Genomic DNA, 15821 nt, shown 5'->3' on the forward strand with positions numbered 1-15821 from the left:
TTCGTTTGATAAAGGTATTAATTCAGACTTTTATATATATTTTTTTCTTGTCGAGCCAGTAACCCAGAAGCCACATAAGCAACACATAGCTTATTGCAAAGGCAAGTGAAGCATTATAAGGGGTTAACCAGCTTAAATAAGCATTCTCATATATCCAGGCTTTCAGAGCCATTCCCTGGATCCAGATAACGTTCATTAGCATAACTACGATTCCGGACATTATATAAATGAACAGGGGGTTCTTTCCAAAAGCTTCGAAAAAATAGGTCCAGCTTTTAATACCTGCAATTTCGATAATTAAAATAAGTAGACCTATAACTAAGAGATCCCAACCTATTGTATAAATCACGAAGCTACTGGTCCAGATTGGTTTATTAATTGGGAAATACATATCCCAAATAAGGCCCAATACAAGAAATAAACCTCCAAAACCGGCAAGATAAAGCACTTTCTTCATTTGGTTATTATTTTTCTGAATAAACCACCCACACGCGTAGCCGGCAATTATGTTCACTATAGCCGGAAACGTACTTAACAGTCCTTCAGGATCAAATGGTATTCCAAAACCGCTATACAGGTTTTCTTTCGGAAAAATTAAAAGGTCAAATTTCAGGGCTGCATTGTTTTCAAGACTAAAAGGATCGGAATGACTACCAAAATACCACATGATACCCCAGTATGAAAACAGAATAAGTACACTAAGCCAAATCGCTTTTTTAAGATTTAAATAATGCAGAATAACCGAAGCGAAAAAGTAGCACAGAGCAATTCTCTGCAGCACTCCCATCACACGAAGGTTGGTAAGATCCTTGAAAAGAAGTTCACCTTCCCCCCGGTACACAAAAGGGAAAGCATTAAGGAATAAACCAATGATAAAGATCAGCACTGTTCTTTTAATCACTTTCTGCCAAAAGGCCTTTTCACCTTTCAGTTCATATTTTTTAAGACTAAAGCTCATTGCGTTACCAATCACGAAAAGAAAGGTAGGAAATACAAGATCTGTAGGAGTGAATCCGTGCCAGGCAGCATGTTTAAAAGGGGCGTATATTGTGGACCAACTTCCCGGGGTGTTCACAAGCACCATTAAAGCGATTGTCATTCCACGCAGCACATCTAGTGAAAAGTAGCGCTGGGATCCCTGGATTTTAACAGTATTTGAATTTTGCATAAGGATAATATTAGAGCGTTTTAGACATTCATCTTCATAAACTTAAACTTTACTTAAGGTATATAAAAATATAAATTTTATCTAAATAAATTATCTTTTATAAAATTTTATAAAAAGTCTTTTTGAAAACGATTTTTTTGTCTAATTTTAATTTCAAATAAATCGCTTTATTTAAAAAAGCATTATTTTGAATGCAAAAAGCGAATTATTTAATTAGTTGATAAATTATGACTAAAAATTTACAGGATTTTCTTATTTCTGAAGATGAAATTTCAAAACTTAATAATGTAGAAAGAAAGAAATTTCTTCAGAAAATAAAGATCATTAAGCATCTTTTCTTAACTGGTGAGACTTCCAATGCCGACATATGTAATCGATTCAATGTAAGTCTCCCAACCTCAATGGCTCTCATTAACCAGCTTAAAGAGGCCGGGATAGTAGTTAAGAAAGGACGGGGAAAGTCTGAAGGAGGCCGAAAACCTGATCTCTTCGGGCTTAAGGAGCATTTATTTTTTGTGCTCAGCATTCACATTGAACGCTTCAGCATAAAGCTGGCGGTAATTGATAACAATCACACTATTCTTGCAGAGAATACCATAGAAAGTGAAATTTCACCAAATTCCAACATCGTTGATTCTCTGTATACCTGGTCACAGGAACTGCTGAAAAACGCAAAAATTAAAAATGACCAGATCATGGGAGTGGGTATTAGCATGCCCGGACTGGTCTCTACAGAAGAAGGGAAAAACTTTACTTACTATCTCACAGAACAGGAGCCTGATTCCCTGAGAGATAAATTTGAACAGACCTTTAAGAAACCTGTGGTGATCCAGAACGATGCTAAAAGCGCCTGCCTCGCAGAATTCAGGTACGGACTGGCTCAACACAAAAAAGATGTCCTGGTAATTTCCATGGACTGGGGTGTAGGTCTGGGAATAATAATGGGCGGTAAAATGCATTCCGGGGCTTCTGGTTTTGCCGGTGAATTTGGGCATATACCAATGGTGGAAGACGGTATGCTTTGTCACTGCGGAAAAAGAGGCTGCCTGGAAATGGAAGCGTCAGGGCTTGCTCTGGTAAGAAAAGTTAAAGAAGGCCTGGAAGCCGGAGAAACTTCCACCCTTAACCAGCTAATGAAAGACGAATATGAAAAACTGGAACCCGGGGTTATTATAGATGCCGCCAACAAAGGAGACCAGTTCGCGATAAATATGCTTTCAGAAATTGGAATGAAACTGGGGAAAGGTATCGCCATTCTTATCCAGATATTCAACCCGGAACTTATTATTCTGGAAGGGAAAATCTCCGAAGCCAAACAATTCATTACTACCCCTATCCAGCAGGCGATGAACACCTATTGTATGATGCAGCTGAAAGAACGAACAAAGATCGAACTTTCCACGCTGGGTCATAATTCCAGTTTATACGGAGGGATAATAGCGGTTATGGAGGATATTTTTAAAGACCAGGTAAATCTTGTTAAATCTCAGATAAATTAATAAACAGAATTCAGTAAAACTATGGCCAGACTTAATCTTTTAGAAGAAACCAGGTTCGAGAAATTGCCGGTAAGTGTATATGAAGATGAACATATTGCTTCTAAAAAAGTAGCTCACCGCATTTCAGATATAATAAAAAGCAAACAACGCCGTGGCGAAAATGCCGTCCTGGGCCTTGCCACCGGGGCAACTCCCGTGGAGGTGTATGAAGAATTGGTGCGTTTACATAAGGAAGAAGGTCTTAGTTTTAAAAATGTGATCACCTTTAACCTGGATGAATATTATCCCATGCAACCTGAGGCCAAACAAAGCTATGTGAAGTTCATGGACGAGAACCTCTTCAATCATATCGATATAAGGAGGGACAATATTCATATTCCCGATGGAACCCTTGAAAAGGAAGACATTGCCGAATATTGCCTCGCGTATGAGCAAAAGATCTCGGCAGTAGGAGGCCTTGATCTTCAGATTCTGGGTATAGGTAGAACAGGTCACATAGGTTTTAATGAACCTGGGTCCGCACCCAATTCCGGAACCCGCCTGGTGACATTGGACGATCTTACCCGTAGAGATGCTTCTAGGGACTTTGGAGGAAAAGAAAATGTTCCTACCAAGGCCATAACCATGGGAATCGGAACCATCTTTAAGGCCCGTGAGATAATCCTTATGGCCTGGAGCAAGAAAAAAGCGCCAATAATTCGTAAAGCTGTAGAGGGTGAAATTTCGAGCAATGTACCTGCCACTTATTTGCAACTCTCAGATAATGTTGAGTTCATACTTGATAAGGATGCCGCTTCTGAACTTACAAGATTCAATACGCCGTGGCTGGTAAAAGACTGCACCTGGGATGCCCAGCTTATCAAAAAAGCTGTGATCTGGTTATCACGTGAGGTAAATAAACCTATTCTTAAACTTACGGAGGAAGATTATAATGCCAATGGTATGGCGCAACTGGCTACTGAACAGGGACCGGCATATGACATTAATATCCACGTTTTCAACCAGCTTCAGCATAGCATCACCGGATGGCCGGGAGGTAAACCAAAGGCTGATGATTCCCAGCGTCCTGAAAGGGCAAAACCTGCAAGGAAGCGCTCCCTTATTTTCAGTCCGCATCCGGACGATGATGTGATCTCGATGGGAGGAACCTTTATAAGGCTGGTAGATCAGGGGCATGATGTCCATGTAGCATATCAGACATCTGGAAATACAGCAGTGTGGGACACCGATGTATTAAGGTATGTTGAATTTGCAATAGATTTCAAACAAAGTATTGGAGAAGACACCGCGCATTTAGAAAAAACATATGAAAAAATGCGCAAATTCATTGATAAAAAGCAACCTAACGATCTGGACATTAAAGAGGTAAGGGATGTAAAGGCTTTTATTAGAAAAAGTGAAGCCATTGCAGGAGCCCGGTACGCCGGACTCGAAGATAAGAATATTCACTTTATGGCGCTGCCGTTCTACGAGACGGGGAAAAAAGTAAAAAATCCGGTTACCGAAAAAGATGTGGAGCTTACCATGAAGCTACTACAGGAGATCAAACCTCATCAGGTCTTTGCCGCTGGGGATTTTGCCGATCCTCATGGAACCCATATCGTATGTTTCAGAATTATACTTGAAGCTCTGAAAAGGCTGCGGAAAACCGAAGACTGGACCAAGGACTGCTGGTTATGGATGTACCGCGGCGCATGGCAGGAATTTGAAGTTCATGAAATTGAAATGGCAGTTCCATTATCGCCTCAGGAAGTTCAGAGAAAAAGACATGCTATCTTCCAGCATCAATCACAGAAAGACAGACCCGTGTTCCCGGGAGATGATGAAAGAGAGTTCTGGGTACGGGCAGAAGAACGAAACAAGGAAACGGCCGTTCAATACCATGAATTAGGACTGGCCAACTACGAAGCCATGGAGGCATTTGTAAGATGGAAGTTCTAGCACAATGAAAAAAGTGTTTTCTCTTATAGCGATCACTGCTATCCTGTTGGTTGCCTGTAGCCCCAATCCCTACAGAAAAACCAACAGGCTTCATAAAAAACAACTGAAAAACTATGCGAAAGAATTGCGTGATTTTCCTGTTGAGCAAGAGAATTTACAGATCAATTACGGCCCCTATGCTGTTGGGACCACTAATTTCAATCTCAGGAAGCCCAATTATGTGGTGATACACCATACGGCTCAGGATTCAGTTCGTCAAACCCTGAACACCTTCACCATTCCCAGAACCCAGGTGAGCTCACATTATGTTATCAGTGACGATGGGGAGGTTTTTCATATGCTGAACGATTATTTCAGGGCATGGCATGGCGGAGTTGGAAAATGGGGGAATACTACCGATCTCAATTCAACTTCCATCGGCATAGAGCTGGATAATGATGGATATGAAGAATTCTCGTTCGCGCAAATCAAAAGCCTTCTTGACTTACTGAAAGAACTTAAAGAAAAGTATAATATTCCTACCGAGAATTTCATAGGACATTCTGATATTGCCCCTTCAAGGAAGGTAGACCCGAATCCTAATTTTCCATGGGAAAGACTTGCCGAAGAAGGATTCGGACTTTGGTATGATGCCGAAGAAGTTAATAAGCTTCAATTAGCAAAGGATACGATCAATACACAAAATTCAAACATCAGAGATTCCCTGAACATAGTGCGGTCACACGTATCCAAAACAGCGAATGACAGTTCTAAATTTGTTCCTCAAAACTTCGATCCCCTGCTTGCGCTAAGGATCATAGGTTATGATATTTCAGATCCAGAAGCTGCTATCAAGGCTTTTAAACTGCATTTTATACAGGAGAACATAGATGCTCAACTGACAGATAATGAGCTAAAAGTTCTGTACAATCTCTATCAAAAATACCTGTAGGATTATGTTTAAGACCCTCACCAAATACATTTTCCTCCTGGTACTCTTTAACTGTTCATTACTGGCTCAAAATACCTTAACAAACCCAGAAATAATAAGCAGGGAAGAATGGGGCGCTAAGGATCCCGTATTGAAGATGATTCCGCACACACCCCGCTTCATTACGATACATCATTCGGGCATGCCTCAAAAACCGGAACTTCCCATAGAAGAAAAGCTCAGGGGGCTACAAAATTTCTCTCAGAAAGATTCTAAACTGGCAAGTGGTAAAACCAAAAAGGCCTGGGCAGATGTTCCTTATCATTTCTATATCTCAACCAACGGAAAAATAGCGGAAGGAAGGGATGTAAATTACCAGGGAGATTCCAATACTGACTATGACCTTAAGGGACATCTTCTCATCGTTGTGGAAGGAAACTTCAATAATGAAGAAGTGTTACCAGAGCAGTGGAATAGCCTGAAGCAACTCGTCTACCATGTCTCAGAAAAATATAGTATCCCACTTTCAACAGTGTCCGGTCATAAGGATCAGGCTGAAACCAGCTGCCCCGGGGACGATCTCTACAGACGCCTGCCACTTCTGAAAACAGATAAACGGGTAAGGATTGGAGCCGAAAGATTATTCGAAAAGGAATATTTTCAGCTCCTCAAAGGAAAGAGGATTGGACTAATAACAAATCATACGGGTATTCTTCCCGATGGACAGCATCTGGTAGACCTTCTTTCTAAAAATCCTCAAACAGACCTGAAACTGTTGTTCGGGCCAGAGCACGGGATTCGTGGAGAACAGGACACCCATGTTTCAGATTCTAAAGATATAGCCACTGGCCTACCGGTGATTTCCCTGTATGGTAAAACCCAAAGACCTACACCGGAAATGCTGGAACAAATTGATGTTTTAATTTTCGATATTCAGGATATTGGAGCCCGGTATTATACTTACATCCGAACCATGTTATTCGCCATGGAAGCTGCTGCCGAAAATAAAATTCCATACATCGTTCTTGACCGGCCCAACCCTATTAATGCTATCACTGTGGCAGGACCAATCGGGACTCCCTTTAAGCCTGTTACAAACATTGAAAGTCTTCCTGTGGTTCATGGTATGAGCATTGGGGAGATGGCCACGATGTTCAATAAAGAACGAGAAAGAGCCGGAAGATCAACCGCCGAACTCACTGTTGTCCCACTGGAAAATTATAACCGAAGCTCCTACTTTGATAAAACAGGGCTTCCCTGGATAAAGCCATCTCCTAATATGTTGAGACTTACTACGGCATTATTATATCCCGCAACGTGCCTGTTGGAGGGAACGAACTTTTCAGAAGGAAGAGGCACACTAAAGCCATTTGAATTCATTGGGGCGCCCTGGATAAGAGCTGAAGAACTTTCAAGTCTGCTCAATTCCTATAAACTACCGGGAGTTAAATTCCGGCCTGCAAGCTTTAAACCAGATAGTATTGTTGAGGGTATAAAGATCTATCCACCAAAATTTGTTGGAGAGGAAATCCCTGCAGTAGAGATCTTAATTACAAACCGCGATGAGATCAACTCTGTAGACCTGGGCATATACATCTTACATGCTCTCAAAACTCAATATCTGGACGAGTTTGAGTGGAAAGAAAAGAGAATTGATCATCTTCTTAAAACTTCTAACGTGAGAGAATTGCTGGATAATGGTGAGTCGCCGGAAAATGTTTCTCGCAATTGGAAAGAGGAACTGGAATATTTTCAGAAACAAAGAGAAAAATACCTGCTGTATTAAAAAAAATTAGACCATGAAAAGATATACTGTTTCGGTCCTGCTTCTAATACTATTTTGTACAACAGGGATATACGCTCAGAGCTTCAAATTTGCTCATGTGAGTGACACCCATATTGGTTCCGGCACCGCTGAAGAAGACCTTAATCGTACGGTTTCTGATATAAATGCATTAGATGATATAGATTTTGTAATAGTAACGGGAGACATAACCGAAATGGGAACCAACGAAGAGCTTTCAATGGCGAAAGAGATCCTTGAAAAGCTGGATATTCCTTATTATGTGGTACCGGGAAATCACGATACGGGATGGTCTGAATCAGGCGGAGTAAGCTTTATAGAAGAGTTTGGCTATGATAAGTTCACTTTTGAACATGAAGGCTACAAATTTATTGGATGTGCTTCCGGACCTTATGTAAGAATGTCTGACGGACATATTCCCCGTGACGCGATCGTCTGGCTGAAAGATGTACTTAAAAACACACCTAAAGATCAGCCAATCATCTTCGTAAATCATTATCCTATAGACAACAGCCTTGACAATTGGTTTGAGATCACGGAAAGGCTGAAGGAATACAATACTCAATTTGCCATTTGCGGCCACGGCCACCGTAACAAAGCCTTTGATTTTGAAGGAATTCCGGGAGTTATGGGACGCTCTAACCTGCGAGCAAAAGAAGAAACAGGCGGATATAATATAATTGAAGTAAGCGTTAATTTAGCTAATATCCAGGAGCGGACTCCCGGTGTTGGAACTACTGAGGCATGGAATAAGATTGAACTCGGCAAGCGCAACTACGTCACTAAAAACAATTATGAAAGACCTTCCTATAAGGTCAATGATTCCTTTCCGCGTGTGCAAAAAGCCTGGGAATATCATTCCGATGCCAACGTGATCTCCACTCCTGCCGTAAGCGATGGAAAAGTGATCTTCGGTAACAGTACCGGCCTGGTAGAAGCATTGTCTGAAAAAACCGGTAAAAAGATCTGGAGCTTTGAAACCCAAGGCGGGATCTTCTCTTCCCCTGCCGTATATAAAAATACGGTTATTCTGGGATCAGGAGACGGGAATGTATATAGTCTGAACTCCAAAAATGGAAGCCTTAACTGGAAATTAAAGTTTGATGCATCAGTCTTAGGCTCACCGATCATAAGAAGAGGAATAGCCTATATAGGCGGAAGTGATGGGAGCTTCAGAGCCATAGATGCTAATAACGGAAAGGAGATCTGGAAGTTTTCCGGTATTAAGGGACCTGTTGTGAGTAAACCCCTAATTTATGAAGATAAGATAATCTTTGGTGCCTGGGATAAGCACCTGTATGCACTGAATATAAAAACGGGAGAGTTGAAATGGAAATGGGCAAACGGTTCGGCAAACCGGATGTTCTCTCCTGCTATGGTAATTCCTGTAGCTATGGATGGTTCTATTTATATAGTAGCTCCAGACAGGTTTATCTCAGCCATAGAAGCCAGCAGTGGAGAAACATTATGGCGCAGTAATGAAGCGAAAGTGAGAGAGTCGCTCGGGATTTCCAAAGACGGAAAGTCTCTATACGCCAAAACCATGAACGACACCCTGGTGGCTTTCAATGCTCTTGGAAGTAATTCTGAAATAGCCTGGAAGAAAGATCTTGATTATGGCTATGATCATGTACCCTCCATGCTCACTGAAAAAAGTGGTGATATCTACTTTGGCGGACGAAATGGTGTAGTATTCAGTGTTAATTCAGAACAGAAAAATATCAATTGGAAATACAAAATAGATAATTCAATGGTGAACACCGTGAATCTTCTATCAGAGAATAAGCTTATAGCTGCGACCATGGATGGAAAGGTCGTGTTGCTTAAATGGTAATAGTTTGAGTTAGGTTAATAATTGTGTTAATTAGAAAACCCCCGTGGATTTTTCCGGGGGTTTTTGCATTAAAGAACTTAATTATTAATTGACTTAAGGTTTCCCTAACTATTCTTCATGGGAAATCTCAGACGATCCATCTGTAAAAATATCCTCCTCACTAAGGTACCTAACCTGATTATTTTCCTGGTCTAATAATCGTTTTGTTCTTAGATATCTGTTATAGTTATAGTCATCAAAATCAGATGCGGTAGTATCAAAATTACTAATATGTACCTCACCCATAGAATGGATGAACTTATTATCTCCAATCCACATTCCTACATGTACAACTCTTTCTGAGGTACTGTCTGTAGCCGGTCTTCCGAAGAAAAGAAGATCGCCCGGGATAAGGTTCTCAAAATTTCTGGTAGTATCTACGAGTTTACCAGTATGAACCTGCTGAGAGGCATCTCTCGGCAAAACCATTCCGTTAAGGAAATAAACCGTTTTGGTAAACCCACTGCAATCTACTCCTTTTGGGGAAGTACCTCCCCATAGATAAGGAAGTCCCATCAATTCTTTGGAAGTTTCCACCAGACTTTCCTTTTTCTGATCCAAAGATGATAGCCATTCGATATAAGGACGGGCATTTTCTTTCTTTACAAAGGCTTTCTTCTTATTTGGATAACGTACCTCATAAAATCCATTTTCTTCGCTTACAAGCTCCAGAATGTCCCCTGCAACAAGATCTCCAACAGTTGGGGAAGAAGCCTCGGGATTCTGATATGAAGCGCCAAAGGATTCAAGAAAGATCAGTTTGTCAGCCTTCTTCCATTCAGAAAATTCATCGGGTGTCATATTCTCAACCCCTCCATAATCCACCCAGGCCAGATAGTCATCGGGCGTCTGAACATAATACCATCCTCCTTGTTTTTTATAAACTTTTAAAGGCATTCCCATTGTTGCCTGAGTAACCAGCTGGGCAGAATGCTTCGGCTCATCACGGAGATTCGCTACCGAAATCTTAACCACTCCCATGGTCTCGCCCTCCAGACCTTTTTCATCAGGTAACATCCTTATACTATCGGTAAACTGAATATTATCCTCTTTAAGCCTGTTCTTAAGCTCATCCACAGCTTCAGGCAAATTAGATTCTCCCTGAAGAATATAGCCTTCTCCTTTCTTGTTGGCTTCCACTTCAAAAAGAGCCACCCGGCTATCGGGAGCATGATCTTCCCTAACTTCGGCTATCACCTCTGCAGCCTTATTAACTTCTGTTTCCTTCTTTTCCTGGCAGGAAACCAGAACCAGGAAAAACATCAGTATTGTGTAATTAATTTTTTTGATCATTTCTGAATTCTATTTTATTATTCTTATTACAAACCTTTTTATCCCTGTTGGCGAATAACCTCCAGGACTTTGCTAAAATCGGTATTCTGAATCATTTCCATATCTTCTTTTTCCAGTTTGGTTAAACCTAGGCAATTTTTTTCTGCCTGCTCCGCTGTTCTTATTCCGGGAATCACCACTGAAACCTCCTTAAAACCCAGAATAAAACTTAAGGCCAGCTGAGTTTTACCAATGTCATACTTCTCACAAAGTTGCCAGACAGGATCCATGGCTTCTTTATATGCACTTATAACTTCATTGGTGAGTCTTCCTTTTCGATGATCATTTGAAGGGAACTCGGCACCGGAATCAAATTTACCGGTTAATAAACCAAATTGTAGCGGCATACGTGCAATGATTCCATATCCTACACCTGAAGCTTTTTTCATTAAAGGTACCGCTGTTTGATTCAGAATATTCAGAACGAGCTGAAATCCGCTGCCCAATTTATTCTCCATTAAAAAATCGGCTTCGGCCTTCGGTTCAAAAGTATTCAGAGATAGCCCCCAATACCTTATTTTACCTTGTTTTTCCAATAATTGCATTGCTTCAATGCATTCTCCCTCCTGCAAATCCGGGAGCCGCGCAGTATGTAGTTGATAATAATCTATGCACTCCCGTTTCAGTCTTTTTAAACTTGCTTCACAGGCTGATATTATATAGTCTTTGGAATAATCTGTTGTGAAATGTCCGTTCCTGGCAACATTCCCTACTTTGGTGGCAATTACTGCCTCTTTTTCTTTCCCAAGGAACTTTCCAATTATCTTTTCAGAATGATTAAGCCCATAGATATCTGCCGTATCAAAGAAATTTATCCCCAGGTCCAGGGAACGGTAGATCGCTTTTTTGGAAACCTGGTCGTCCACATCTCCCCAGCCAATTGCCGTATCTCCTACCATCTCTCCACCTCCTATAGCCCAGGCACCAAATCCTATTTCACTAACCTGAAGATCTGTATTTCCAAATTTCCTATAATTCATAACCGTGTAATTTTAACTGAATTTAAGCAATTTAGCGCCTGTACCGTTCCTATCGGGAAAATGTACTTTTTTATCATAAACCTTCACCCCATCGGCAATATCAGATTTTAATAACATAGCTCCGTCCATATCCACATAATCAAGCAAAGGCAGTAAGTGAGCGATAGCCGAGATCCCCACAGTAGATTCGGTCATACAACCAACCATGACCTTTAAACCCAAATCCCGGGCTTCCCTAACCATTCTTTTCCCGGGTGTGAGTCCGGCGCACTTGGTGAGTTTAATATTCACTCCGTGAAAAAAAGGAGCGCATTTTTTCACATCTTCTTCCACAATACAGCTTTCATCAGCTATAAGCGGTAAAGCTGAATCTTTATAAAGCCTTTTCATTCCGTCAAGGTCATCTGGATGGAGCGGCTGTTCAAGAAATTCCACTCCCAGATCTTTAAGTTCATAACTATTCTCTATAGCCTGATCTGCTGTCCACGCTGCATTGGCATCCAGCCTGAAGACAGCATCGGTGTGCTTCCTCAACTCCTTTACTATTCTAACATCCTCATCTGTACCCAACTTGATCTTATATAGCGGCCATGGAAATTCCTTCATTTTCTGGATCATCATTTCAACAGAATCTATTCCAATAGTATAATTTGTGAGAGGTAAATTCTCCAGTTCTAAACCCCACATCTTATATAGTGGCTGTCCGTTACGCTTTCCATGCAAATCATGCATGGCGATGTCCAGAGCGCATTGAGCAAAAGGATTGTTTTTTAATTGCGGAAATGTAAGCTCCCATAATTCTTCGGGCGAAAGCTGAATATTTTCTCGCACGATCTGTTCCACTTCCTTTATAGAAGCGATCATTTTATCAATACTAACTCCATAATATGAAGTTGCCGCGGCTTCACCATAACCCGAAAATTCACCTTCAGTAATTTCAACTATCAGGCTTGGCTGAAAATCTCTCGAGCCGTGACTAATAGTGAAGGTATTTTTCAATTCAAGATCAAATGGATAAAAATTAAGCGCCATAAATTTCTTTTTATTCCTTTAAGGCTTCTGCCAAATATGCCAGCATTAAGATGGCATCGGCAGTACCATCCATTGTAGGTTCGTTTGTAGAATAATCACCAAAATCGTCATGATAGACCACATAATCATTCTGAAATTTAGCAAATTCATCTTCTTCTTTAAGTTCTATGCCTTTTAAGGAATTATACACCGAGGCATAAACCGGACCATCCACCAGTCCGCCGGGAACTTCTTCCCTGGTAAGATACCAGATGCTGGTATGAACACTTTCGGGATATTCTCCATATTCAGGGATCCTGGTAAACATAGAGGTACCCCAGGGGTTTCGGCCAAAAAGCCAGTCCCTTTGCAACATCATAAAAGGCCGGTATTTCCTGTTTCCAGTCATTTTTTCGTAAAGCAGGACCTGGCTGAATAAATTCACTGTGAGATTATTAGAACACCAGATAAATGGAACTCCAATTCCAAAAGCATTCCCCTGAGCAGTATTCATACAGGCTTTAATTCCCTTCTCATAATAGCCTGCCAGTTTAGCCTGAAAATCTTCATTTACATAGGGGTATAGCACAAAATGACCTATGTTGAAAAAAGGATAATAACGGTAGTGATCTGCTTCAGTTTTACCCATCCATGAATCACTATTTATCATCTCGGCATATCTCATAGCGTCTTCAAGGTAAATCTCCTCCCGGGTATTTTTATACAGTTCGGCTGCAGCCCACTCCATATCATCTGCCCATGTATCTTCATTATACCTATATGGAGCTCCATAGGAATTACCCTGCTGAAAGCCTTCCCTGGCCTTTCCCATTTTATATAGTTGTTCAGCGGCCAGCCTGCATTTTTCAGCAAATAGAGGATCATCAAGGTCATTTTTCCATATGCGCGCCGCAATGGCCATAGCAGCCGCAGACCTGCCGGCGATATTGGCAATTCCCGTAGCCTTGCTTTTAAATTCCTTCAAACCTTGCGGTTCTCCGGTAGCAAAATATGCAACTCTGTAAGAATTAGGGCCCCAACCATAATCGGACGAATCCCTGTCAGGCCATTTCATTCCAATGTGGTCGCGATCGTCAGCCACCTGATGAAAAAGCTGATCTTTTCCACTGTGCATTTTATGTATCCAGTCAAGTCCCCATTTAGCTTCGTCAAGAACATCAGGAACTCCATTGCTACCTTCCTGCCCCAACCCATTTACCTTATCAGCAAACTTATCTGGAAATAGCTCATAGGCTTTTAGCATTTTCGCTGTGGCATTACTAGTGGTGATTAGATATTTAAGCTGATCACCCGCATCATGCCAGCCCCCGCTAAGATCTATGAAAGTAGAATCGGCCATGGGTCCATACATACTACGGCCATCCTTTTGATGACAAACCATATCCAGAAAGGGATTATAGCCACATCGCTGCTGCCGCATAAATGATAGTAAATCTTCCTGATAGTTCTTATAAGAATGCTCCCGGCCTATCCCGAATTGAGCAGACCTGGTATTTTCAACCGAAAAATAGAATCGTCCCCTTTGGGTAACTTCAGAAAAATCAATTTCATAATAATACCTGAAATTTCCCCAGCCTTTGTTTTTTATTTTCTTAGGTTTCCCCTGAAAAACGATCTGTTCATTTTCAGTTTCTACTAGTGTCACTTCAGTGTTTAAAGAGGTATTCGAAAAAATAAGTGCCACTTTTGGGTCATCTTCCAGATAGCCAACCTGATTGATCCTGATAAAAAGCTCATCCTTTTGTCCATAAAATGTCCCGCATAATGTTAAGAACATTACTGCCAGAACCGATTTATTTATATGAACTGAAATCATTTAACCATTTTTAAAGAAAACCAGGTTTTTTATCATACAAAAACCATAAGCCCAGATAAGTGATCCCTGCATTTACAAGCAAGATCTCAAAACCGAACTGATAACCATAGAACCAATCAGCGGAATTCAAATCCAGGATTAAAGAAAGTACAGGTGAAAGTATACAAACTACTGGCACAAAACGATCCTTTACGGGGCGCTTTGTAAGCAGTCCGAAGGCAAATAAACCGAGTAACGGACCATAAGTAAAGCCGGCCACCTTAAAAACTGCACTTACCACACTTGTATCGTTAATAGCATTAAAAATAACTATCACCACAAAGATTACCAGGGTAAAACCAATATGAACAAGCATTCGGGTCTTTTTCTGATCGGTCTTTTTCTTTTCAATATCAAGGATATCCACACAGAACGAGGTGGTCAATGCCGTTAATGCCGAATCGGCACTGGAGAAGGCAGCCGCCGTTATTCCCAACAGGAAGACGATTCCTGCCAGGAGCCCGAACTCATTCAATGCGAGTAATGGGTATACTTCATCGCTCCTTTCCGGTAAAACTATCTGTTGATCCACCGCATATTTATAAAGAAGCACTCCAAGAGCGAGAAATAGCAGTGTTGATAAGAAAAAGGTAAGGGAAAACCAGAAAATGTTCTTTTGAGCATCGCTCTTATTTCGACAAGTAAGGTTCTTCTGCATAATGTTCTGGTCAAGGCCATTCATCGCTATTGTAATAAATATTCCGGCCAGAAAAGTTTTATAAAAATTCCTGTCTGATCTCCAGTCCCAGTCAAAAATTGTGGACATTTCACTTTTGGATACCACACTTAACACTTCTGAAACCTTCAGACCCATATGACTCATGATCACAAAAATGCTGATTACTACCGCCAGCAGAAGAAAGGAAGTCTGCAGCGTATCTGTCCAGACTATGGTCTTTATACCACCCCTGAAGGTATACAGCCATATGAGCAGGATCGTGGTTAGAACGGTGACATAAAATGGGATGCCGAAAGCATCGAAAAAAGCTATTTGTAATACAACCGCCGCAAGAAATAGTCGGAACGAGGCTCCTATGGTCTGGGAAATAATAAAAAAACTGGATCCTGCGAGATAAGATCTTTTTCCGAACCTATCTCTCAGGTATTCATAAATGGATACCAGTCTCAGTTTATAAAATAGAGGAATAAGAACAAGGGCGATCACGGCATATCCAACCATGTTTCCCATCACAAACTGTAAATAGGTCCAGTTTGAATTTCCAACCTCTCCGGGAACCGAAATAAAGGTGACTCCCGAAAGAGTGGCTCCAACCATTCCAAAGGCTACCAGAAACCAGGGAGACTGGCGGTTTGCCGTAAAGAATGTTGCATTATCGCTTTGTCTTGAGGTAAAATAACTGATTGAGATCAGTAATAAAAAATAACCGGCTATGACGCTAAAAACCAGAATGGGGCTCATTATAATA

Annotated in this window: 11 protein-coding genes; 5 read left to right on the forward strand and 6 right to left on the reverse strand. The window is 41.1% G+C overall.

Annotated features, from left to right (window positions below; all coding sequences use genetic code 11):
* Positions 1 to 22: 22 nt before the first annotated feature.
* On the reverse strand, positions 23 to 1168 hold the full coding sequence (locus EZJ28_RS14945) for an acyltransferase family protein (RefSeq protein ID WP_131399334.1): 1146 nt from the start codon (positions 1166 to 1168) through the stop codon (positions 23 to 25).
* A gap of 227 nt (positions 1169 to 1395) precedes the next feature.
* Here EZJ28_RS14945 and EZJ28_RS14950 point away from each other — a divergent pair, with 227 nt between their 5' ends.
* Genes EZJ28_RS14950 through EZJ28_RS14970 form a run of 5 tightly spaced genes read left to right on the forward strand, consistent with a single transcriptional unit; the run spans position 1396 to position 9156 of the window.
* Positions 1396 to 2667: an ROK family transcriptional regulator gene (locus tag EZJ28_RS14950; protein WP_131399336.1), complete on the forward strand. Its 1272-nt coding sequence runs from the start codon at positions 1396 to 1398 to the stop codon at positions 2665 to 2667.
* Between the two features lie 21 nt (positions 2668 to 2688).
* On the forward strand, positions 2689 to 4608 hold the full coding sequence (gene nagB / locus EZJ28_RS14955; RefSeq protein WP_131399338.1) for a glucosamine-6-phosphate deaminase: 1920 nt from the start codon (positions 2689 to 2691) through the stop codon (positions 4606 to 4608).
* A gap of 4 nt (positions 4609 to 4612) precedes the next feature.
* The gene (locus tag EZJ28_RS14960; RefSeq protein WP_131399340.1) at positions 4613 to 5539 is read left to right on the forward strand and encodes an N-acetylmuramoyl-L-alanine amidase; all 927 of its coding nucleotides are present in this window, start codon (positions 4613 to 4615) and stop codon (positions 5537 to 5539) included.
* 4 nt (positions 5540 to 5543) lie between these two features.
* The gene (locus EZJ28_RS14965) at positions 5544 to 7304 is read left to right on the forward strand and encodes an exo-beta-N-acetylmuramidase NamZ domain-containing protein (RefSeq protein WP_131399342.1); all 1761 of its coding nucleotides are present in this window, start codon (positions 5544 to 5546) and stop codon (positions 7302 to 7304) included.
* A gap of 13 nt (positions 7305 to 7317) precedes the next feature.
* On the forward strand, positions 7318 to 9156 hold the full coding sequence (locus EZJ28_RS14970; protein WP_131399344.1) for a PQQ-binding-like beta-propeller repeat protein: 1839 nt from the start codon (positions 7318 to 7320) through the stop codon (positions 9154 to 9156).
* Positions 9157 to 9264: 108 nt separating this feature from the next.
* Here EZJ28_RS14970 and EZJ28_RS14975 read toward each other — a convergent pair whose 3' ends face one another.
* Genes EZJ28_RS14975 through EZJ28_RS14995 form a run of 5 tightly spaced genes read right to left on the reverse strand, consistent with a single transcriptional unit; the run spans position 9265 to position 15814 of the window.
* On the reverse strand, positions 9265 to 10488 hold the full coding sequence (locus EZJ28_RS14975; RefSeq protein WP_131399346.1) for a C40 family peptidase: 1224 nt from the start codon (positions 10486 to 10488) through the stop codon (positions 9265 to 9267).
* Between the two features lie 38 nt (positions 10489 to 10526).
* Positions 10527 to 11507 carry an aldo/keto reductase gene (locus tag EZJ28_RS14980; protein WP_131399348.1) on the reverse strand — a complete coding sequence of 327 codons (981 nt, stop codon included), beginning with the start codon at positions 11505 to 11507 and terminating at the stop codon, positions 10527 to 10529.
* Between the two features lie 12 nt (positions 11508 to 11519).
* Positions 11520 to 12539 (reverse strand): dipeptide epimerase, encoded by a 1020-nt coding sequence (locus tag EZJ28_RS14985; RefSeq protein WP_131399350.1) that lies wholly within the window; start codon positions 12537 to 12539, stop codon positions 11520 to 11522.
* A 10-nt stretch (positions 12540 to 12549) separates the two neighbouring features.
* Positions 12550 to 14355: a glycoside hydrolase family 9 protein gene (locus EZJ28_RS14990; RefSeq protein ID WP_207388473.1), complete on the reverse strand. Its 1806-nt coding sequence runs from the start codon at positions 14353 to 14355 to the stop codon at positions 12550 to 12552.
* Between the two features lie 10 nt (positions 14356 to 14365).
* Entirely contained in the window at positions 14366 to 15814 is a 1449-nt protein-coding gene (locus EZJ28_RS14995) for a sodium:solute symporter (protein ID WP_131399352.1), read from the reverse strand.
* Between the last annotated feature and the right edge of the window lie 7 nt (positions 15815 to 15821).

Origin of the sequence: Gramella sp. KN1008 (assembly GCF_004332155.1) — a bacterium.
GTDB lineage: Bacteria > Bacteroidota > Bacteroidia > Flavobacteriales > Flavobacteriaceae > Christiangramia.

What these genes read in the sequence shown, in the direction of transcription:
- EZJ28_RS14945 (WP_131399334.1), bottom strand. Translation starts at nt 1,168, where the DNA reads ATGCAAAATTCAAATACTGTTAAAATCCAGGGATCCCAGCGCTACTTT.
- EZJ28_RS14950 (WP_131399336.1), top strand. Translation starts at nt 1,396, where the DNA reads ATGACTAAAAATTTACAGGATTTTCTTATTTCTGAAGATGAAATTTCA.
- nagB (WP_131399338.1), top strand. Translation starts at nt 2,689, where the DNA reads ATGGCCAGACTTAATCTTTTAGAAGAAACCAGGTTCGAGAAATTGCCG.
- EZJ28_RS14960 (WP_131399340.1), top strand. Translation starts at nt 4,613, where the DNA reads ATGAAAAAAGTGTTTTCTCTTATAGCGATCACTGCTATCCTGTTGGTT.
- EZJ28_RS14965 (WP_131399342.1), top strand. Translation starts at nt 5,544, where the DNA reads ATGTTTAAGACCCTCACCAAATACATTTTCCTCCTGGTACTCTTTAAC.
- EZJ28_RS14970 (WP_131399344.1), top strand. Translation starts at nt 7,318, where the DNA reads ATGAAAAGATATACTGTTTCGGTCCTGCTTCTAATACTATTTTGTACA.
- EZJ28_RS14975 (WP_131399346.1), bottom strand. Translation starts at nt 10,488, where the DNA reads ATGATCAAAAAAATTAATTACACAATACTGATGTTTTTCCTGGTTCTG.
- EZJ28_RS14980 (WP_131399348.1), bottom strand. Translation starts at nt 11,507, where the DNA reads ATGAATTATAGGAAATTTGGAAATACAGATCTTCAGGTTAGTGAAATA.
- EZJ28_RS14985 (WP_131399350.1), bottom strand. Translation starts at nt 12,539, where the DNA reads ATGGCGCTTAATTTTTATCCATTTGATCTTGAATTGAAAAATACCTTC.
- EZJ28_RS14990 (WP_207388473.1), bottom strand. Translation starts at nt 14,355, where the DNA reads ATGATTTCAGTTCATATAAATAAATCGGTTCTGGCAGTAATGTTCTTA.
- EZJ28_RS14995 (WP_131399352.1), bottom strand. Translation starts at nt 15,814, where the DNA reads ATGAGCCCCATTCTGGTTTTTAGCGTCATAGCCGGTTATTTTTTATTA.